The sequence below is a fragment of the Megasphaera sp. AF13-6AC genome (assembly GCF_027685385.1).
Classification (GTDB): Bacteria; Bacillota; Negativicutes; order Veillonellales; family Megasphaeraceae; genus Megasphaera; species Megasphaera micronuciformis.
Genome location: NZ_JAQCUN010000002.1, coordinates 11,971 through 32,844 on the forward strand (window position 1 = coordinate 11,971; position 20,874 = coordinate 32,844).

At 44.9% G+C, this 20,874-nt stretch carries 19 protein-coding genes; 1 reads left to right on the forward strand and 18 read right to left on the reverse strand.

Features of this window, described 5'->3' with window-relative positions; all coding sequences use genetic code 11:
- Window positions 1-12: 12 nt before the first annotated feature.
- From thrC to secA, 17 genes are all read right to left on the reverse strand, one after another.
- Window positions 13-1,509 carry a threonine synthase gene (gene thrC, locus PGX78_RS00265; RefSeq protein ID WP_270444582.1) on the reverse strand — a complete coding sequence of 499 codons (1,497 nt, stop codon included), beginning with the start codon at window positions 1,507-1,509 and terminating at the stop codon, window positions 13-15.
- A gap of 18 nt (window positions 1,510-1,527) precedes the next feature.
- Entirely contained in the window at window positions 1,528-2,394 is an 867-nt protein-coding gene (locus tag PGX78_RS00270) for a CvfB family protein (protein ID WP_006942485.1), read from the reverse strand.
- Window position 2,395: 1 nt separating this feature from the next.
- Window positions 2,396-2,746, reverse strand: a complete 351-nt coding sequence (rsfS, locus tag PGX78_RS00275; protein WP_006942484.1) for a ribosome silencing factor — start codon at window positions 2,744-2,746, stop codon at window positions 2,396-2,398.
- Window positions 2,747-2,757: 11 nt separating this feature from the next.
- Window positions 2,758-3,879, reverse strand: coding sequence for an LCP family protein (locus PGX78_RS00280; RefSeq protein ID WP_270444589.1), 1,122 nt, complete (start codon window positions 3,877-3,879; stop codon window positions 2,758-2,760).
- A 2-nt stretch (window positions 3,880-3,881) separates the two neighbouring features.
- On the reverse strand, window positions 3,882-4,475 hold the full coding sequence (yqeK, locus tag PGX78_RS00285) for a bis(5'-nucleosyl)-tetraphosphatase (symmetrical) YqeK (protein ID WP_006942482.1): 594 nt from the start codon (window positions 4,473-4,475) through the stop codon (window positions 3,882-3,884).
- A complete protein-coding gene (gene nadD, locus PGX78_RS00290; RefSeq protein WP_270444593.1) occupies window positions 4,468-5,076 on the reverse strand; it encodes a nicotinate-nucleotide adenylyltransferase in 609 nt (202 codons plus the stop codon). Before nadD ends, yqeK begins: the two co-directional genes overlap by 8 nt.
- A gap of 157 nt (window positions 5,077-5,233) precedes the next feature.
- On the reverse strand, window positions 5,234-5,527 hold the full coding sequence (locus tag PGX78_RS00295) for a YhbY family RNA-binding protein (RefSeq protein ID WP_040774313.1): 294 nt from the start codon (window positions 5,525-5,527) through the stop codon (window positions 5,234-5,236).
- A 13-nt stretch (window positions 5,528-5,540) separates the two neighbouring features.
- On the reverse strand, window positions 5,541-6,815 hold the full coding sequence (gene obgE / locus PGX78_RS00300) for a GTPase ObgE (protein WP_270444597.1): 1,275 nt from the start codon (window positions 6,813-6,815) through the stop codon (window positions 5,541-5,543).
- 50 nt (window positions 6,816-6,865) lie between these two features.
- Window positions 6,866-8,017 (reverse strand): S41 family peptidase, encoded by a 1,152-nt coding sequence (locus PGX78_RS00305; RefSeq protein ID WP_270444599.1) that lies wholly within the window; start codon window positions 8,015-8,017, stop codon window positions 6,866-6,868.
- A 12-nt stretch (window positions 8,018-8,029) separates the two neighbouring features.
- Window positions 8,030-9,208, reverse strand: coding sequence for a murein hydrolase activator EnvC family protein (locus tag PGX78_RS00310; protein WP_270444602.1), 1,179 nt, complete (start codon window positions 9,206-9,208; stop codon window positions 8,030-8,032).
- A gap of 4 nt (window positions 9,209-9,212) precedes the next feature.
- A complete protein-coding gene (ftsX, locus tag PGX78_RS00315; protein ID WP_270444605.1) occupies window positions 9,213-10,100 on the reverse strand; it encodes a permease-like cell division protein FtsX in 888 nt (295 codons plus the stop codon).
- Window positions 10,090-10,776 (reverse strand): cell division ATP-binding protein FtsE, encoded by a 687-nt coding sequence (ftsE, locus tag PGX78_RS00320; protein WP_270444607.1) that lies wholly within the window; start codon window positions 10,774-10,776, stop codon window positions 10,090-10,092. The genes ftsX and ftsE overlap by 11 nt, the downstream gene beginning before the upstream one ends.
- A 37-nt stretch (window positions 10,777-10,813) precedes the next feature.
- A complete protein-coding gene (gene csaB / locus PGX78_RS00325; RefSeq protein ID WP_270444610.1) occupies window positions 10,814-11,914 on the reverse strand; it encodes a polysaccharide pyruvyl transferase CsaB in 1,101 nt (366 codons plus the stop codon).
- Window positions 11,904-13,961, reverse strand: coding sequence for a DUF5693 family protein (locus tag PGX78_RS00330; RefSeq protein WP_270444612.1), 2,058 nt, complete (start codon window positions 13,959-13,961; stop codon window positions 11,904-11,906). Before PGX78_RS00330 ends, csaB begins: the two co-directional genes overlap by 11 nt.
- 6 nt (window positions 13,962-13,967) lie before the next feature.
- Entirely contained in the window at window positions 13,968-14,648 is a 681-nt protein-coding gene (locus PGX78_RS00335; protein ID WP_270444615.1) for an LmeA family phospholipid-binding protein, read from the reverse strand.
- A protein-coding gene (prfB, locus tag PGX78_RS00340) for a peptide chain release factor 2 (RefSeq protein ID WP_333523797.1) occupies window positions 14,648-15,761 on the reverse strand; the annotation gives its coding sequence in 2 pieces (ribosomal slippage) (window positions 14,648-15,703 and window positions 15,705-15,761; 1,113 coding nt in all). Before prfB ends, PGX78_RS00335 begins: the two co-directional genes overlap by 1 nt.
- A 65-nt stretch (window positions 15,762-15,826) precedes the next feature.
- Window positions 15,827-18,322, reverse strand: coding sequence for a preprotein translocase subunit SecA (secA, locus tag PGX78_RS00345; RefSeq protein WP_040774011.1), 2,496 nt, complete (start codon window positions 18,320-18,322; stop codon window positions 15,827-15,829).
- A 383-nt stretch (window positions 18,323-18,705) separates the two neighbouring features.
- Between secA and PGX78_RS00350 the strand changes: the two genes are divergently transcribed.
- Window positions 18,706-20,262 (forward strand): DEAD/DEAH box helicase, encoded by a 1,557-nt coding sequence (locus PGX78_RS00350; protein WP_270444619.1) that lies wholly within the window; start codon window positions 18,706-18,708, stop codon window positions 20,260-20,262.
- Between the two features lie 57 nt (window positions 20,263-20,319).
- Here PGX78_RS00350 and PGX78_RS00355 read toward each other — a convergent pair.
- A partial coding sequence (locus PGX78_RS00355) for a P1 family peptidase (protein WP_270444622.1) occupies window positions 20,320-20,874 on the reverse strand: 555 nt, incomplete at its 5' end.

A 20,874-nucleotide genomic window follows, 5' to 3' on the forward strand; every position in this document is an offset into this window, starting at 1 on the left:
TAACTACTCTTTCTACCTGGTAGCATCATCAATAAATTTCGTAACTGTCCTCTTCATCTCACTCTTATCTACGGTTTTCGTAAATCTTAAAGGTAAGTCTTGCAACCTTTTTAAGGAGTAAGGTATGCCAATTCCCGACAGTGCTGTCAACCGTTCCAAAGAATCAAAGGGATTTTCATCGACAGGTACCCCCAAAGCTCGACACATGGCAGGCGGGAATTTATAGGGGTGAGCCGTTGACATGACAACGGTATGACGACCTGACACAAGACCCTGACGTTTTCTTTTTAAATACACACCATAAGCTACGGCTGTATGAGGATCCATGAGATACGTTTCATCATTATATGCATAATTAATGACATTTTTTGTTTCTTCATCATCAATCCAATCGCCGGCAAAGGTCAGATCGATTTTTTTCAAAAGCGCTTCGGGTACGGACATTTTTCCAGTTTCCTGAAGCTCCTTTTCCCAGCCTTTAACGGCATCTACATCACCGTTTGTCAAATAGTATAAAAAGCGTTCGAAATTACTGGATAATAAAATATCCATAGACGGGCTGGTCGTTACATAAAAGTCCCGATTCATATCATACACGCCCGTAGCAAAAAAGTCGGCCAAAACCTTGTTACGGTTGGAAGCACAAATTAGAGTGCCCACGGGAATACCCATTTTTTTTGCCAAATAAGCGGCCAAAATATTACCGAAATTACCTGTCGGTACGACAACATCAAAGGATTCTTTTTCACCGATGACGCCGTCATCAACCAAGGATGCATACGTAAACACGTAATAGATAATCTGCGGTAACAAGCGTCCTATATTAATAGAATTGGCACTGGAAAATACGGCACCATTTTCGGCTACATAGTCATTAATTTCCTTATCCGTAAAAATTCGTTTCAACATCGACTGAGCGTCATCGAAATTGCCGTCAATAGCCGTAACGGAAATATTCTTTCCTTCTTGTGTCTGCATTTGCAGCTTTTGCATGGGGCTGACTCCGTCTTCAGGATAAAAAACGGCTATATTAGTACCTTCTACGTCTTTAAATCCTTCCAAGGCCGCTTTGCCCGTATCGCCGCTCGTAGCCGTAAGGATTAAAATCTGGCCGACTTCCTTTTCTTTTTCCTTGGCGGCTGTCAACAAATACGGAAACAAGGAAAGGGCCAAGTCTTTAAACGCAGCTGTACGACCATGGAAAAGCTCGGCTACAGATACGTCCGTATCCAAAGAACGCAAGGGCACAATCCGTTCGTCATCAAAGGTAGTCGAATTATATGCCTTTTCAACCATCTTACGAATATCGGAACGATTAAAGTCTGTAAAGAATTTTTCCAAAACAATGCATGCCGTATCAACATATGATTTACCTTTAATATCGTCATATACAAGCGTGTTTTCCGGAAAGGTTTCAGGCACATATAACCCCCCGTCGGCAGCTAATCCGTGCAATAGTGCATATGTTGATGTTACCCTTTCATCGGAACGTGTACTTCTGTATTTCATAACTTTTCCTCCCAAGTCCTACTCGTCATGAGAAACGACATAGGTCCATCCGTCATCTTGGCGTACTCGGCCTTCTTTCATGAGTCTTCCCAACGCTCTTTTAAATGCGGCCTTACTAAGACCGAATTTACTTTTAATAACCAAAGGATCCGTTTTATCTCCATAGGGCATCTTACCGTTACGAGCGTCTAAAAGAGACATTATTTTTTCACTATCCTCGTCCATAGCCGCTTCTTTAACTTTACGCAAGGATATATTAATGCGCCCGTCGTCCCGTATAAATGCGATGCGTCCTTTAATCATCTGACCGATTAAGACAGGTGTAGTCCATTCGCTACGATGCAGAAAGGCAATCCAACGTTCACGGGTCATTAAATAGGCTCCATTTTCCGTTATATTGTAAACAGCTCCTTCTACCCAGTCGCCGATTTTTGCATCTTTTGCCGCTACGGAAGCTCGGCGCATTTCATCTTCCACTTCCATCGTAACTGCTAAGCGATGCGACTTATCTTCATATAACTTAACCCATACGTATTCTCCTTCTTTCGGGCGACCCTTCATTTCCGCAAAGGGCATAAAAATGCCGCGTTCCGTACCTACGTCGACAAAGGCTCCGAAACGGGTCGTATTGATGACCGGAGCATATCCGATCTGTCCGATCTTGATTTTCGGCAGCCGCATACTGGCCGTCAATCGCCCCGACGGGTCATGATACAAAAAGACCCGCACCGTATCCCCTTGCTGAACCGGGTGAATCTGTTGATTCTTATGTAAGAGAATATCGTCATTTGTATTTCCCGTTTGCCCGTCTAAAAAAGCACCTACATCACTTATGCGAAGTACTTTTAATTCGACAACCGTATTTTCACATAACTTGACGCCCATGTTACTCTCCTGCAACCTTAAGTCGAGGAACATCTGCCCATACCTGTTCAAGACCGTAGTATTCACGATCGTCGGAGACGAAAATATGAACTATCGTTTCTCCGGCGTCCAATAAAATCCATCGTCCCGTTGTATAACCCTCACGATGATAAACCGTAAATCCTTCTTTTTTAAGATTTTCTTCTACATTGTCGGCTATAGCCTGTGCCTGCTTTACATTATTAGCCGTGACAATGACAAACTGGTCAGCCATGAGTGATGTTTGCGACATGTCCAGAACTTCAATAGCCGATCCTTTTTTATCCGCGGCAGCCCGTACGGCTACCTCATATGCATTGTTTTGTTCAATCATTTTTATACTCCTTATTGATTACTACCTTTAGTCTTGGGTGTGTTCGGTAAAGCACCGGCTCCACCCTTGTCATTATCCTTGCCGTCGGATTTTTTATTCCCCTCTTTTGTCGACTTGCCTCTGCCGTCCTTATTGTCCTTACTATCTTTTTCACCGGAACTGACAGGGCGTTCGGGTACGAATGTCACATCCGAAGCCAGAGAGTTGTTGGTCATGCCTATAAGCTTTTGTGCTTCTATAGGATCATACACCCAATAATCCGCATTATCCAAGGCTTTGTCACTACGTATCGTCGACGACTCTCCCGGCAGGATATAAAAAGAAAAATCGGATACATTCGTGCCGCCGAAAGCATATACCAACTTAGCCATATCCTTAGTAGAAATATCGGAATCGACACTCGTCCAGAAGCGATAAATCTCCACTGCATTGGTCATTCCGTAATGTTTTAATTGTTCCGTCAAAAACAGCTTAATAAACCGCAGCTGTCTTCGTGCACGCGCCAAATCCCCATCACTGTCAAGATAGCGCATATAACCTAAGGCCTCGTCGCTGCTTAAATGTTGATATCCTTGAAATAAGTTAATGTCGGTCTGTCCCGTATTATCGGCATGATACATATTCTTTTCAACATACATATCCATACCGCCGTTCATATCCATGAGCTTACGAAACGATTCTTGTGTAAAAATAATGTGATTCTTAACAGATACATGAAACATATCTTCCACTACGGCCTGTAAAAGCGTCAACCCGCCTTCACCATAGACGGAAGCCAAAGTCTGCGGTCCCTTTTCCTTTCGTCCTTCTATTTTCGTATTATCGGGAAGAACAATAAGATCTACATGGTGCTTATCTTTGTTTACGGCTGCCAAGGCGACAAAATTGCATTGTTGAGGTTGTTCATCATCTACGCCTACAATAAGCGTATAGACGGGAATATCCGCTTCCGTTTGGGAGAAGGCATCCTTACCTGCCAAATTCTGTCCATTCGTACGCCAGGCAAATGCCAGACCCGCTACGACAAAAAAAAGGATAATCAAACCTAAGGCTTTACGTAAGAAAGTACTCTTCCTACCTACCGCTTTTCTTCTGCGCCTCGGCGAGCGGTCGCTTCGTTCTTTTTTTGTCATGTTTATACTCCGTCCGCTTTTTTCACTTCCGCCAACAAAGCATTCCTGTTGGCAACCGTTCCCGTATAAATAGCTTTTTCCTGTTTAATTAAATAGTCCAGAGTCGTATCATATCCCTTTAGAACTGCCCGATCCAAGTCTATAAAGGCTATTTTTCTGAGCTCTTCCGCTTCGGGAAAATCACGATTCACTTCAATATAATCGGCAAGAAAAATAATTTTTTCCAAAGGGGACATTTCTATATGCCCCGTCGTATGGTAGGCAATGGCTCGGAGTACGTCATTGTCAAATATATTATACGTTAGTGAGGCGTAAGCTGCCGCCGCATATCCGTGCAACAATTCGGGACGTTGCATTACCTCGTCATCCAACGTGGAACCGTACAAGATACGTGCCGAATCCTGCATGCATTTCAAGCTTTCTTCCTTAGCGGCATCATGCAAAAGTCCCGCCAACTCCGCCTTCTCTTCATTCTGTCCGTAGTGATGTGCCAGCTTGACAGCCGCATCGGCAACGGCCAATACGTGCTTAAAGCGTTTAGCCGATAACCTTTGTTTCATATCTTCTACAATCTTTTCACGCAGCTTTTTATTCACTGTACATCCTCTTCTCTTTTATATAAGTATATACCTTTTCAGGCACCATATACCGTACGGATTTGCCGTTTCGAATGCGATTGCGTATATCCGTAGACGATATGTCTATTGCCGGGACAGGTAAGAGTTCAATATTCTTTCCCCTCTTTTTAAACGAAGCGACAACTTCTTCGGCCTTTTGTATTCCTCCGGGTCTGACAGCCCCTATGAAGCGGCATAACGATAAAATTTGTTCCGGTTGATACCACAGTGGAAGACTCGCTACTGCATCGGTTCCTGAAATAAAATACAGCTCCCAATCATCTCCGTACCGCTCTTTTAAGGCCCTTAAAGTGCTTACCGTATACGACATGCCCTTTTGCCGTATTTCCATATCACTTACCGAAAAATAAGGATTTGACTCTACTGCCAATTCCACCATACGCAATCGCTCTTCAGCCGGAGCTGCTTTCACTTCTTTATTGGGTGTGATATACGAAGGAATGAAAATCACCTTTTCCAAGGCGAATCTCTCTCTCGCTTCTTCCGCTATGATCAGATGCCCCATATGTATGGGATTAAACGTACCTCCCATAAGGCCCATACGTCTTTTAACCGTCATACAAATAGATGCCTCCCCAGAGAAAGAATACGACTATCCCCATCATGAGCAGGAATAGAGCATAATGCTTGTATTCATATTGCGTTTTCGGCGATGACGCGTACTGTCTTAATGTTCTTAGATATCCGCAAATAACCCGTATACCCATAATGACGGACTATGCCTTAATAAAATCGAACTTCGATTTTTCTTTTTTCTTTTTAAACAGCACTCCATAGTGGCCGATAGTTTGTACCGTTTCCGCTCCCAGCATATCCGCCAGATCCGCCGTTACGTCCTTTATATCCAAATCCGCATTGTTTAAAACATGAATTTTAATTAACTCTCTGGCTGTAAGAACGGCACGCGTACTGTCAATAACCGGATCGGAAAGTCCGTCTTTACCGATTTGTACGACTGACGGCAAATGAGTCGCCATGGCCTTTAACGTACGTTTATCTTTTCCTGTCAGCATAGTATCTCCTTTATTGATGATATTCGAATTCCGTAGAATAAATACGAACCGTGTCGCCGTCTTCTATGCCGGCTTCCTTCAGCATTTTATCCAATTCCATATAACGCCAAATCCGTTGGAAACGACGAACAGATTGGTCATCATCGAAATTTGTCATGGCTACAAGGCGTTCAATACGCATACCCGTAATTACGAAGGCTCCGTCGTCATCACGCGAAACTTCAAAGTCAGCCTTCACCTCCGGCTTGTACAATACTTCTTCATCCGAATCGTCGGCTTCAGGCTCGTATTCACCGATTAAAGTCCAAACCCTTTCCAACAATTCATGCAAGCCTTCACCGCTGACGGCACAAACGGGATATACCTCTATATCTTGTTCATTCATATATTTTTTTAAGCGTTTTAATTTTTCATCATCTTCTGTCAAAAGATCGATTTTATTAGCTGCTACAATTTGCTTTTTCTTCGCCAACTTTTCACTATACTTGGCCAATTCAGCATTAATCGTTTCAAAGTCTTCAACAGCATCACGGCCTTCCGTTTCCGCTACATCCAATACATGAACCAGAACCTTCGTCCGTTCAACGTGCCTCAAAAAGTCATGTCCTAAGCCGACACCTTCTCCGGCCCCTTCAATAAGCCCCGGAATATCGGCCATAACAAAGGAGCGCTGATCTTCTAAATCAACAACACCAAGGATAGGGTGTAAGGTTGTGAAATGATAGGCCGCCACTTCCGGTTGGGCTGCCGAAACCTTCCTTAAAATACTGGACTTACCTACGCTGGGATAACCTAAAAGGCCTACATCCGCCAATACCTTTAATTCCAAACGCAGCCACCGTTCTACACCGGGTTCTCCTTTTTCGGCAAAGGTCGGCGTTCTGTTGGCACTGGTTCTAAAATGATAGTTACCTCTACCGCCTCTACCTCCGGCCGCCACAATAACCTCTTGGCCGTCAAAGCTTAAATCGGCCATGACCTTATCCGATGCTTCATCTTTAACGATAGTGCCGACAGGAACAGGGATAATCAGATCATCCGCATTGGCACCGTACTTATTACTGCCCGCCCCTTTACCGCCGGGTTTAGCTTTAAAAAGTCGACGATAGCGAAAATCGACAAGTGTATTTATATTGCGGTCCGCCACGAGGACAACATTGCCGCCTCGACCGCCGTCACCGCCGTTAGGTCCGCCCTTGGGAACATACTTTTCATGACGAAAGCTGCTCATACCATCGCCGCCCTTACCGGACTGGACAAAAATTCTTGCTCTGTCTATAAACATGGTACTCTCCTTATAAAAAGACGCGGTATACAGATATACCGCGTCCGAGTCTATCTGTTCTCCTGCATGGATTGAATCGTTTCCAGTGCTTTTTGCAACTGGTAATCCGTATTATCATTTGCCTCTAAGGGCACTACAACATCAGGTTCAATACCTGTTCCGTCTACTTCTCTTCCCGATGCCGTCTTGTACTTGGCAATAGTTACTTTAACGGCACTGTCATCATCTACGGGATATACAGCCTGTACCGTTCCCTTCCCGTACGTCTTCGTGCCGATAATCACTCCGGCATGAAGGTCTTGTACATCACCGGCCAAAATTTCCGAAGCACTGGCGGAATTTTCATTCACCAGTACGACTAAAGGTATTTTAACACCTGCAGCCTTTGTCGTAAACACTTGATCCTCATCGTTTCGTTGGGCAAAGGTTACAACCGTACTGCCTTCAGGCAATAAATAGTCGGCAACGCCGGCAGCCTGATCTACCAAACCGCCGGGATTATTGCGCACATCGACGATTAACCCCGTCATCCCATCTTCTTTTAAAGTCTTATAGGCTTCGGCAAACTCTTCCGCCGTTCCCGCACTGAAAGACGCTATGCGAATATACCCTACCTTATTCTCCATCATGCGAGATGCTACGGTCTTAATGGTAATTTCTTTGCGAACAACATCGAAATCTCGTTCTTCACCGTTACGCGAAACGGTTAAAGTAACGTTCGTACCTACGGGGCCGCGAATCCGCTTGGAAATATCTTCAAGCTTCATACTGTCGACAGACTCACCGTTTATGGCTGTAATGATATCGCCCCGTTCCAAGCCGGCTTCCTCTGCGGGCATGCCTTCCATCAATCCGGCTACAAAGGGTTTCTTCTCATCCGTTTGAGAAAGATAGATGCCGATACCGCCGTAAGCCGCATTGGTCGATTCCGTAAACTCACGGAAATCATCGCCCCCCAAATAAAGCGTGTGTCTGTCATCTAAAGTGGCAACCAATCCTTCTAAAGCCCCGCTTAAAAGGCTCTTACCGTCCACGCCCGATACATAGTGGTTGTTGACAATCTGCGCAACTCTGATAATTTTAAACAGCCCTAAAGGATCACCCAGATAGGCATATGAGAGACTGCAGATAAGGACATTGGCCGTAAAAAACAGTGCCAATACAGAGGCAATAATTCTTAAAAGTACCTTTCTTACTTTCATTCTCCGTACCTCTTATAAATATCCCATGGGGTCAACCGGTTCCCCACCCGAACGCACTTCAAAGTGTACATGAGGACCCGTCGAATTACCGGTAGAACCTGAATAAGCAATAATCTGTCCCTTGGACACACTCTGTCCTGGCGATACATTCAGCGATGAATTATGACCGTATACGGTAGATAATCCGTTACCATGGTCAATAATGACGGCATAGCCGTAACCGCCGAGCCAATCGGCGTCGACAACAACCCCCGAATCGGCAGCCGCTACGGGCGTACCTTCATCAACACCGATGTCGATGCCGGCATGTAGAATCTGTCTGCCGAAAATAGGATGATCTCTATAGCCGAAAGGCGATGTAATAGGACCGCTTACAGGCCACATGAAGACCCCTGAGCCGCTGACAGCCTGATAAGAGACAGCTCCGCCTCCACCGCCGCCCGCCGAGGATGCGGCAGCTCGTGCGGCCGCACGTTGTTGCAACATAGCCGTAATGGCATTGGAAGACGCTTGTAATTCAGCCAGAGCCGCTTCAGCCGTAGCCTTGTCATTTTGGGCCTGAGCCAACAAGACCTGCTGCTCTGCCTTGCGCTTTTCAATTTCATCCTTTTTAGCCGCCGATTGCGCCTGCAACTGTGCCTGACGTTCATGTTCTTTTTCCAGCGTCGCCTTGGCTTCCGAGATTCGACTCTGTTCATCTCGGATGTTGGAAATTAAATCCATATCGGCCGCTATAATACGCCGCAACAATTCAACGCGGTTGGCAAAGTCATTAAAATCCTTGGCCCCAATAACTACATCCAGGTAGTTCAACTGACCGTGCATATAAATATCGCGAATACGCTTGCTGAGTACTTTCTGTCTGGATTCCAATTCTTTCTGCGCCTTATCCAACTCTTTTTGCGTATCGGCAATTTTCTTTTCCGTTGCCGTAATTTCCTGAGTAATGGATTTGTATTCTTTCATAGCCGTATCAAGAGCATCCTGAATAGCCCGCAGTCTTTCGGATACACTGCCGATAGTCACTTCAGCAGCCCCTTTTTTCTGCTGTTGTTGTTCCATTTGACTCTGTACGTCAGAAAGCTGTCCTTGTAAGTCTTCATCTTCCGCAAAGGTCATAAAACAAGGCATAAGCAGGACGGCGGCAGCCAAGGCGGCCAATCTTTTTTTTGTAATAAGCGTATCTTTCATATAGTTACACCTTCATATACCGTTTTAATGAAATCGTACTGCCGATAGCACCGATAATCATACTGATGACGAGAAGCCCGCCTGCCAACTGATACATGAACGGGAAAAAGCTTACTAAGGGCAAGAACGCCAAAGATTCGTGAATTGATACGGTCACGAACTCATAGAATTGAAACAGAGCTATATCGGCAATAAGTCCGCCTATGAACCCGAGTAGCAGGCCCTCCAAGAGGAAAGGCCAACGAATAAACCAGTTCGTAGCACCCACATACTTCATAATGCCGATTTCTTTGCGGCGAGCAAATACGGTTAACCGAATGGTATTGGAAATAATAAACAAAGTCGCAAATGCCAGGAATACGATGAGGACAACCCCGCCCCAACGAATGACATTGGCAATCTTAAATAACTGTTCAATAATGTCCTGACCGTAGTGAGTACTTTCTACGCCCTTAATATCCTTCACTGAAACTGCTGCCGATTTAACCGACTCGGGATTGTTAAAGGTAATTTCGTACGATGTGGGTAACGGATTCTTACCACCCAATGCATCCAAAATACCCGGCTGGTCCTTCATACGTTCTTTCATCTTGTCCATAGCCTGGTCTTTATTCGTAAAGGCAATTTCCTTTACGTCCGGCAATTCCTTTAATTGTCGGCCTACAGCCATGACTTGATCCGTCGTCAAATCATCTTTCAAATATACGCTGAGTTCTACCTGATTTTCCAAGTTGTCCGCAAAATAATCGAGATTGGCAGCCAGCATAGAAAAGAGGCCTAAAATAAACAGTGCCAAAGCAACCGTTGCAACGGAAGCAATAGACATGAAGCTGTTTCTTCTAAAGGAAGTAAAGGCTTCGGCCATATAATAGTTCATGGTCCTAATTTTCATTACCGTAGCCCCCCTTCAGTTCGTCACGTACAATACGACCGTTGTCAATTTCAATAACGCGCTTATTCATTAAATCAACCATTTGTTTATCATGCGTTACCATCAGCACTGTCGTCCCCATATGATTGATTTTAGTAAATATATCCATAATTCCCTTCGATGTATCCGGGTCAAGATTTCCCGTCGGTTCATCGGCAATTAATAAGAGGGGTCTATTTACAATAGCACGTGCAATAGCAACACGCTGCTGTTCACCGCCACTCAGGTTTTGCGGCAACTCATCGGCTTTACCCGATAACCCTACCAGATCGAGAACCGTACGAACCCGTTCCTTCATAATACGGCGCGGTGTCTCAATAACTTCCATAGCAAAGGATACATTTTCCGCTGCCGTTTTATTCGGTAACAACCTGAAGTCCTGGAATACGATACCCATACTGCGTCGCAAATAAGGAACCCGACTTTTCTTAATGCGGTTCACTTCCGTTCCGTCAACAAAAACGCTGCCCTTCGTAGGCACTTCTTCATGAGACAGCAACTTGATAAATGTCGATTTACCGGCACCGCTGGCTCCGACAAGAAAAACGAATTCTCCCTTATCGATGTGAATATTAATCTTATCCAAGGCAACCGATCCGTTGTCGTATACTTTCGATACTTCTTTAAAATCTATCATACATATACTCCTTTATGTGGCGATTTTTCCACTCCCATTATACTCGGCCGGTTCGTAAAATACGAGAAACAAGGGAATTATTTTTATCTGAAAGAGTTCTCAATTCCTGAATTCGCCGACAAACTTCTTCGGAAAAACCGCCCTGTTCCAACATATATCCGGCGGCCTGTGTCAGTATTTCCGTCGTTAAAGATTCCATGGTGCAGCACACCTTAGCCCCTATATGAGCCATAAAGCCGTCAATCTTAGGATCGTACGAAACAGCCGTTACGGGAACACCCGTTACGGCTGCAAATACTAATGCATGCAAGCGATTGGCAATAACCAGATTCGCACAGGCAATAAGACTCATGAACTCCTCAGTTCTGTATTCGTCCGTCAAAACGACGGGCGAAGAATGCATGATCTTTGCAATACTTTCGGCAGTATAAACATCAGCCGCATATTGCATGGGGATGAAGACGACACGACATCCGTATTTATCTGCCAATATATCGGCCCCTTCAGCCAGACTGCGTTTCCAGTCCTTGTCACCTTCCCAGTCACGAAAAGCTAGGGCTATAATCTTTTCGCCTTTTTGTACACCGTAAGACGCTAAAATCCGTTCGCCTGCCCGAGTATCCGGAACAGGAACGGACAAAACCGCATCGGCGGTTACTTCTATATCTTCGGCATTAACACCCAATTCCGTCAAGGTATTCTTCGATTCCTCATCCCTTACGGTTATGGATGTCGCACGTGATACGGTAGAAGCCACGGCTCGGCGTGCCGCCTCTCCGTTTATAGGGCCGATTCCTTGTCCGTACAACATAAGCGGCTTATGGAAATATAAGGCTATTTCCATAATTGCCAAGTAATAATACAGGCTACGAGAGCTTGTAACATTTTGTAATAAACTGCCACCGCCGCTTATAACCATAGTACAGTGCTTAATGGCCCTAATAACAGCATACGGGTTAAATCGATAAACGGCATATACTCCGTGATTACGCCTCGTACGGGCAGGATTTCCCGATATAACCGTAATCTCAACTTGCGGAGATGTCCTTTTAAGTGAGGCTATTAATGACGATAACATCGCTTCATCTCCGGCATTGGAAAAACCGTAATAACCGGAAATAACAATCTTATCGCTCATGACGAACCTGCTTTCCCAACCATGATGTTAAATATCCTATAAGGGCAATGCCTACAATAAGGCCTATACCGATAAGCGTTCCCGTTAACCAGCCGTTAACTCCGCGAATAAAGGACAGTATAAAGGGCGTACGAATATGGGCAAAGGTTTCGACCATAGAGCCCACTCCGATGACGGAAGCAATAACCAGGAAAAAATGTAACAATTGCGGCCATTTCCTATAGATAGACGCCACCATGAGGAAAAATGCGGGATGACCGATAAGAAATTCTTTTTCCCTGGGACGTGCAAACATGACATTTTCCAAGAAGCGGCGCATAGCCACTTCTATTCCCGGCACGGGAACTCCCGCCGTATGACCGCTACGACCGACAAAAATATAGGCACACATAGCCAAAGCCCCGATAATAATCAAGGTCCCCATTCGTACAGGTACATCCAAAAACTTTCGTACAAATTCCTTACACGAATTTCCGTCAGCCACCTCAATTCCCAATAAGGGAAAGCGGCGTAAATAAGCGAGAGCTGTCAACATTAAGGGTAATACAAAAGTAAGTTTAACGCCTCTGTAAAAATCGAATTCCATAAAGAAACGAATATCACCCAATAAAGCGGCTATAAAGATACCTCCTATAGCGGCAATCACAACAGCACAAGCCAAGCCGATTGTCCCGTCGCGAATGACAGCCAAGTATGAAAGCTTCTTCTTTATTTCCCGCTTACTATATATATCCAAAAGTATCAATACGGCCGCTACGGGAGCACTGACGGCACAGCCGATTGCCAAAACTTGTAAAAAGAGAGGACCCGACACGGTGTATTCGCCCACAAAGCCGACGATAACCGCCAAAAACGATAAGAGTCGATTTATTCTGTCCGATAAAGGCACGATGAGATTCAACGTAAAAAGAATCCCCAACAAAGCACCGGCAGAAATTATGGCGGATAAGAGTCGCTGCGGATAATACACGTCCATAATAGATGCCTTCCCCAGCTTATACCCCCGTTCGGTTAACTTGGAGGAACTCAAACCTACATAAGCAAAGGTTCTCGTCGTCCGATCGGTACCGCGTAAAGCTCGTTTATATACGGGATAAAGATTAACACGACAGTTGCGCTCCAAATCACTGATATAAAACCGCATGGCCCCTTCTTCTTCATCCAGTTTATCCAACTCATCTTTACTCATAGCATAAACACGCACCGTATCATAATCAACGGCATCGGCAAGAGAGTACATGCCTTCCTGCTGATCATACTGGAGCTGGTTGGCCGCTTCAATCATATAAAAAGGTAAATGTCGTTCCTTTAATTTATCGGCCGTATACTTCAACAAATCAGCCCGTATTTGAGTATCTGCCGTATACCCCAGCACTTCTTTACCTACAAACATAATACCTGTCACACCGTGAATCTTATCAACACGCTTAAAAAAGCGGTCAATATCCGATTTATCGGGATTCATATAATTCGTAGGCCGTAAGATGACACCGAACCCCTGTTGCGAAATGCGATTGGCATCAGCCGACAATATGCCCAGATTCACATCGCCTAAATCAGGCATGGCTCCCTTGAGACCCAAAATACGATAGGTCCCGTCGGAGAAATCACGAACTCGCGAATTTCCTAATCGAACCTGTAAGTCTTCCTTCACTTCATCAAAATACGGATCGACTTCCGTCTTCTTTTTACCTACGACGTAATAATCAAAGGACGTATCTGCAGGAAGTTGCGGATAGTACAGTTGTGCCGCTAAAGCTGTAAGCAGCGAAACATCCCCTCTTTGGGCCAACTTGTTCAAGGTCGTATCGTATACGGCAAAACTGTTGATACCTGCATCTTTTGCCATTTGCATGACAGTCGCTTCATCATATCCGTCGTTTTTCGCCATATTGATTAACGATTCATAATCCATAGCCTGTTCGATGGTCATGTTCCGTTGCTCCACATCTATGCGAACCGCACATAAGCGAATAGCACAGATAAGTGCGATAACAACGGCTATTACCATGTATATTTTGCCTTTTTTTCTCACTGCTTCCATCATGTCCACCTACCGCACCTGACCGTGAATAATTAAGAGGTTGTTTTTAGTTTCCACCTTTTGAGGAACAATCCCGAAGGGGAAATTATCGAAGTCGAAAATATCAACAGCACCTATATTGTCCGTTCCGTAAGACTTACCCGCGCCTTCAATACCGATATGAGAAGGTAAAAACTTTAATCGTGTACCGTCGATTACGAAATTACCCGTAATATCAGTTGTTGCCGTAAAAAGATTACCTAAACGAACCTTACCTCTGATATGAACACTGTTATCCTCAAAGGTAACAACGGCATCTGAAATTTTATCCGTCCGTGATTGCAAATATGATTGTAAATCGGATGACGAAATAACGGCTTGTACACTGCCCGTTTCAGCACTACCGATATATAACCGTTGCCCCGCTAAAGAATCCAGAGGATTGAAGCGAATACCTGAAAGGGAACAATCAAAAGACTCAAACTTCAATTTTCCCATGGCAAAAGAGCCGCTGTGAACATAAACGGAGTCCAGACGTCCGAGCAGCATTTTCATTCCCGGATCGACTTTGACGATTACGTCTTGTCTCGTTACGTTCATCCGCCCGTTCAACGAGCGATAAAGCCCTTCCTCCGCCGCTTCCTGTCCTTTAAGTTGCAAAGCGGTACACAATCCTGCCACTATGACAAGAAAGACGATCAGTTTTCTCATTATATCTCTTCCTTACGACCCGTCCGCCTGTTTTTCAAAAACTGTAAGTAGCCTTCAATAAACATGTCAATATTCCCGTCCATAACGGACTGGATATTGCTGGTTTCCACGCCGGTACGATGGTCTTTGACCAAGTTATACGGGTGAAACACGTACGAACGAATCTGGCTGCCCCATTCAATAGACTGTTGGGTTCCCGTCAATTCGGCACGCAGCTTTTCTTTTTTTTCTTCTTCCAATTCAAAGAGTTTGGCACGCAAATACTTCATGCACATTTCTCTATTTTGAATTTGAGAGCGTTCATTCTGACATTGAACGACTATCCCCGTAGGAATATGGGTCATGCGTACAGCCGAGCTCGTTTTATTTACATGCTGTCCGCCGGCGCCTGAAGCACGGAAATAGTCGACACGTACATCGTCCATGTTTATTTCCACTTCCGCATCATCCGGCAACTCGGGCATAACGTCTACAGCCGTAAAAGACGTATGACGACGACCGTTTGTATCAAAAGGTGAAATGCGTACCAATCTGTGTACACCTTTTTCAGACTTCAAATAACCGTATGCATTTTCACCTTCGACCGTAAAAGCACAACTTTTCGTACCTGCTTCATCACCGGGCTGATAATCTATCATACGAATAGTGTACCCGTGTTGTTCCGCCCATCGACTGTACATACGCACAATCATTTGCGTCCAATCCTGGGCTTCCGTTCCGCCTGCACCGGCATGAAAAGCCATGATGGCGTTACAAGAATCGTATTCTCCTGAAAGGAGCAAAAGAACTTCTCTTTTTTCCAATTCTTTGACCAATCGATAATATTGTCGCTCTATCTCGCCTGTAAATGAAGTATCTTCATCTTCAGCAGCCAAGTCGTATAATTCCGACAAATCGGCGGCCTCATTAACCAAGTCGTCATGTCCCTGTACCTCTTCTTTCAGCTTCGTAGCCTCTTGAGATACAGCCTTGGCCGTATCGGGGGAATTCCAAAAATCGGGATCACTCATACGCATATCCAAATCCTGAATGCGCTCCCGCTTTTTATCTAAGTTAAAGTGAATCCCCGATTTCCTGTATTCTGTTCTGTAAGTCTTCTATGGGCTTTCTCATTTCTTCCAATAACACAAGAATCACCGTCCTTAAAAGTGCGTAACAACATATAGAAAACGGAAGAGTTACTCTTCCGTTTCCCCTTCTTTTCTTCCGATTGTCGGCACATCACGCGACTCGGCTTCTTCTACCACTTCGCCGGGCGAATCGATATCGGCATAAGATTCTTTGGCCCCCTGTAAATGGTCTTCTGCAGGCGGCACGGGACGGTTATAAGTTACTTGTACGTGATATAAGAAAGTAATGACTGTCCGTTTAATAGATTCAACCATTTCTTCAAACATTTCGTATGCTTCAAACTTATATTCCACAATAGGATTCTTTTGACCGTACGCACGCAGATTAATCCCCTCTTTAAGAGCATCCATAGCATCGAGGTGGTCCATCCATTTACTGTCTACGACACGCAGCATAATAGCTTTTTCCAACTCACGCATCGTTTCACTGCCGATTTCCTTTTCTCTTTCGTCATACAGCTTAACGGCAATTTCCGTCAAACGTTCCTGCACTTCCTGTCTGCTGAGATTTTCCAATTCACTCGTTTTCACGGTTCCTTTAGGCAGGAAATATTGCTCCATTTGAGAAATGAGACCGCCGAAATCCCATTCTTCAGGATATAATTTTTCATTGGCATACGTCGACAAACCGTCCAAAATAATATCATCGAGCATGGACAGAACGGTTTCGCGCAGAGATTCCGTCGTCAATACCTTACGTCTTTGTGCGTAAAGGACTTCACGTTGCTGATTCATAACATCGTCATATTCGAGCACGTATTTACGGATTTCGAAGTTATGAGCTTCTACCTTCTTTTGTGCCTTCTCAATAGAACGTGTAATCATAGAGTGTTCAATAGGATCGTCTTCCTCCATGCCGAGGCGGTCCATAAATTTTGAAATATTTTCGGAACCGAAAATACGCATTAAGTCGTCTTCAAGAGACAGATAGAATTGAGTGGCCCCCGGGTCCCCTTGACGACCGGCACGACCGCGCAACTGATTGTCGATACGACGACTTTCATGACGTTCCGTACCGATAATCATCAAACCGCCCAGTTCGGGAACGCCTTCACCCAGCTTAATATCCGTGCCGCGACCGGCCATATTGGTGGCAATGGTAACCATGTTTTTTTGGCCCGCATCTTTAATAATTTCGGCTTCTTTTTCATGATATTTAGCATTTAATACATTATGGACAATATTAACTTCCTTTAAGAGCCGACTAATGACTTCCGACTGCTGTATAGATGTCGTACCTACCAAAATAGGCTGCCCCGTTGCGTGACGTTCCTGGACTTGACGCACAACGGCTCTATACTTGGCATTTTTCGTCTTATAAATAACATCGGGTAAGTCTTTACGAATAGCCGGTTTATTAGTAGGAATAACATATACGTCAAGCTTATAAATCTTATTGAATTCGTCTTCTTCCGTCTTTGCCGTGCCGGTCATGCCGGCTAATTTTTCGTACATACGGAAATAGTTCTGGAAAGTAATCGTCGCCAAAGTTTTACTTTCACCCTGAACTTTTACACCTTCTTTAGCTTCAATGGACTGATGCAGGCCGTCACTGAAGCGGCGACCGAACATAAGCCGGCCCGTAAATTCATCGACAATAACTATTTCTCCGTCTTTTACAACATAGTCCTTATCGCGATGCATCATGAAATTAGCCCGCAATGCCTGAATGACCAGATGATTCAAATCCAGGTGTTCATTGTCGAACATATTTTCAATGCCCAACATTTTTTCAACCTTTGCAACACCCGCCTCCGTAGGAGCAATGGTCTTTTGTTTTTCATCCATCGTATAATCTTCCGGAGTCAATCTCTTGACAATAGCCGCCAGAGTTTTATACAAGTCCGTCGAGTCTTCTCCGGGGCCTGAAATAATCAAAGGCGTACGGGCTTCGTCGATTAAAATACTGTCCACTTCGTCGACAATACAATAATTTAACGGCCGCTGTACCATTTGTTCTTTACTGATAACCATGTTATCGCGCAAATAGTCAAAGCCGAACTCGTTATTCGTTCCGTACGTAATATCGGCCGCATAGGCACGACGACGTTGTTCATAGTTAAGATTGTGTACAATAAGTCCTACAGACAAACCGAGGAACTTATATATTTGTCCCATTTCTTCGCTGTCACGCGTTGCCAAATAATCATTGACGGTAACGACATGAGCACCCTTTCCCGACAGTGCATTCAAATATACGGGTAAAGTGGCAACCAAAGTTTTGCCTTCACCTGTACGCATTTCCGCAATATCACCGCGATGCAAAACAATACCGCCCAACAACTGCACGTCAAAATGTCTCATGCCCAACACGCGTCGTGAAGCTTCACGAACGACGGCAAATGCTTCGGGCAAAATATCGTCCAGCGTTTCGCCTTCGGCAAGACGCTTCTTAAATTCAAATGTTTTTTCCTGTAACGATGTATCGCTCAATGCCGCCATCTGCGGTTCTAAGCTGTTAATCTGCTGAACAATCGGTCTCATTTTTTTCAATTCACGTTCCGTATTATTGCCGAGCAGTCTTTGCATTACTTTATTAAACACGTTCCGACCTCCAATTAGTACGACTCAAAGCTCTATTTTTTATCAATTATACAGTATACATTAATTACCTCGTAAAATGCAAGGTAATATGCCGTTTTACCATTGTTTAGAGCCTTCTTCGCTTCCTTTTCCATATCATGAAACAGGGCCTGTATAAACCTGATTTTCTGAAAACCGTTGCCAAATTACACTTCGGATTTTTCCGGTTCCCTTTTCCGCATCATTCATTTATACATTAAACACATATAACCTGTCTGCCTCTATAGCCGATCTGTATATAAAATATAGAAAGTTCGAATTCAAAGAAGATCGGCTTGGCAATATAGTTTTTCATACAGCACTTATGATATAATGATAGAGTTTATATTAGTATGGAGGTATACATGTTAGAAAAATTCAAAAACTTACAGATCAGCGACGTTATTATTAACGCTTTAAATGATATGGGATTCGAAGAACCCACTCCCATTCAGGAAGGTTCTATTCCCGTAGCCTTGGAAGGTCATGACATGATCGGTCAGGCACAGACGGGTACGGGCAAAACAGCGGCTTACGGTATCCCTGTTCTCGAAAAAATTCTTGCAGCCGGGGCTCCCAAAGAATTACAATCCGTCATCCTGTCACCTACTCGCGAACTGGCTATCCAGGTTGCCGAGGAGATAAATCATCTTGCTCAATATACGCCGGTGCAGGCATTGCCTATTTACGGCGGTCAAGATATGGAACGCCAATTACGTCGTTTACGTAAATCGCCGCAAATTATCGTAGCAACACCGGGTCGATTGATTGATCACATGAAACGCGGTACCGTAAAATTATCATCCATTTCCACCATCGTCTTGGACGAAGCGGATGAAATGTTAAATATGGGATTTATTGACGACATTAATTTAATCATGTCGGCTACTCCGGAAACGAGACAAACCCTTCTCTTCTCCGCAACTATGCCGGCACCCATTCAAAAGCTGGCCGAAACCTTCCTTAAAGACCCGCAAATTATTCGCATGAAAGCTAAAGAAGTAACTATCGACTTGGTGGAACAGTCCTACATTGAAGTGGCCGACCGCCAAAAGTTCGATGTTCTCTGCCGACTTCTGGACTTACAGGAACCGGACTTGGCTATTATTTTCGTTCGCACGAAACGCCGCGTCGACGAATTGTCGGAAGGCCTGAAAAAACGCGGTTATTCGGCGGAAGGCATTCACGGCGACCTGACACAGGCTAAGCGTGATTCCGTCATTCGCCAGTTCCGTGAAAAAACGATTGATATACTTGTCGCAACGGATGTAGCGGCTCGGGGACTTGATATTAGCGGTGTAACCCACGTATACAACTATGATTTGCCGCAAGATCCGGAAAGCTACGTACATCGAGTGGGTCGAACAGGCCGTGCCGGTCAAAGCGGTGAAGCCACCACCTTTGTCATTCCCCGTGAAATCGACCACTTACGCACTATTGAAAAGCTCATCAAACACCGTATTGCCCGTCGCAAGGCACCGTCATTCTCAGAAGCGTTGGAGGGTGCTCAGCAAACGGCACTGCGCAATCTTTCAACAGCTGCCGAAGAAGGCGATGTGACAGCTTATCGTGCCAGTGCGGAAGAATTACTGGAAACCTATGACTCCGTTACCCTCGTAGCCGCTGCCGTCAAGCTGTTAATTAAAGAACCCGATACGACACCCGTAAAGATTACGGAAGAAGCTCCTCTGCGAATTCGTCGTAGTCACGGCAATCGTAACGGCAACAACCGTAATAGTAAACGCCGTCCCTCCGGGGACTCTCACCGTCGTTTAGACGGACGTCGACCTGCAGGCAAGAGCAAAGACGGTAACTTCCGTCACCGCTCGACAGACCGTAAATCCGGTAGTGAAAATCGCCGCGAAGTCAAGGAAAGAAAAGAACCGAACCGTTCTGTTTTTAAGCCTTACTTTAAATCTTAAAATTCATAAATATACTAAAACCCCCTCGTCATATAGAACTTGACGAGGGGGTTATTTTTATATATTTTGTAAGGCCGGAAATCCGTGCAATCCCGTTGCCGCTTTAACGGCTCGCCGCACGGCCTCTTCAACAGCCATAGCTCCGAGTGCTCCCATTTGATTTAAATCCGCTTCTACTTCTCCCGTAGCCAAAGCGTAAAGGCTATCTCCGTCAGCTGTCGTGTTAACAGGGCGAATAGAGCGTACAAGTCCGTTGGAACAAAGAGCCGCCGCCTTATTCATTTGCGTCTTATTAAACTTCCCGTTCGTGACAACAAAGCCAATCGTCGTGTTGACCGTTCCCGATTCACTTGTCCAGGGCAAAAATCCCTGCGTGACCAAAACCCTTTGCGAATCCGCAAAGGATCCGTCTTCTGTTATCATGCCCGCTAAAATGCTGCCGTTTTTATCGACTACATCACCTAATGCATTTACGACAATACAGGCACCTACCGATAAATCTCCCACCTTATAGGCACAAAATCCCTGGCCGCTCTTCATAGCGGTACGGGGCCCGCCTATTTTTCCGATAGTCGCCCCCGTACCGGCACCGTAATTACCGGAAAGAGCTTC

Coding starts and splice junctions, on each gene's coding strand:
- thrC (WP_270444582.1), bottom strand. CDS start 1,509: ATGAAATACAGAAGTACACGTTCCGATGAAAGGGTAACATCAACATAT.
- PGX78_RS00270 (WP_006942485.1), bottom strand. CDS start 2,394: ATGGGCGTCAAGTTATGTGAAAATACGGTTGTCGAATTAAAAGTACTT.
- rsfS (WP_006942484.1), bottom strand. CDS start 2,746: ATGATTGAACAAAACAATGCATATGAGGTAGCCGTACGGGCTGCCGCG.
- PGX78_RS00280 (WP_270444589.1), bottom strand. CDS start 3,879: ATGACAAAAAAAGAACGAAGCGACCGCTCGCCGAGGCGCAGAAGAAAA.
- nadD (WP_270444593.1), bottom strand. CDS start 5,076: ATGACGGTTAAAAGACGTATGGGCCTTATGGGAGGTACGTTTAATCCC.
- obgE (WP_270444597.1), bottom strand. CDS start 6,815: ATGTTTATAGACAGAGCAAGAATTTTTGTCCAGTCCGGTAAGGGCGGC.
- PGX78_RS00305 (WP_270444599.1), bottom strand. CDS start 8,017: ATGAAAGTAAGAAAGGTACTTTTAAGAATTATTGCCTCTGTATTGGCA.
- PGX78_RS00310 (WP_270444602.1), bottom strand. CDS start 9,208: ATGAAAGATACGCTTATTACAAAAAAAAGATTGGCCGCCTTGGCTGCC.
- ftsX (WP_270444605.1), bottom strand. CDS start 10,100: ATGAAAATTAGGACCATGAACTATTATATGGCCGAAGCCTTTACTTCC.
- ftsE (WP_270444607.1), bottom strand. CDS start 10,776: ATGATAGATTTTAAAGAAGTATCGAAAGTATACGACAACGGATCGGTT.
- csaB (WP_270444610.1), bottom strand. CDS start 11,914: ATGAGCGATAAGATTGTTATTTCCGGTTATTACGGTTTTTCCAATGCC.
- PGX78_RS00330 (WP_270444612.1), bottom strand. CDS start 13,961: ATGATGGAAGCAGTGAGAAAAAAAGGCAAAATATACATGGTAATAGCC.
- PGX78_RS00335 (WP_270444615.1), bottom strand. CDS start 14,648: ATGAGAAAACTGATCGTCTTTCTTGTCATAGTGGCAGGATTGTGTACC.
- PGX78_RS00350 (WP_270444619.1), top strand. CDS start 18,706: ATGTTAGAAAAATTCAAAAACTTACAGATCAGCGACGTTATTATTAAC.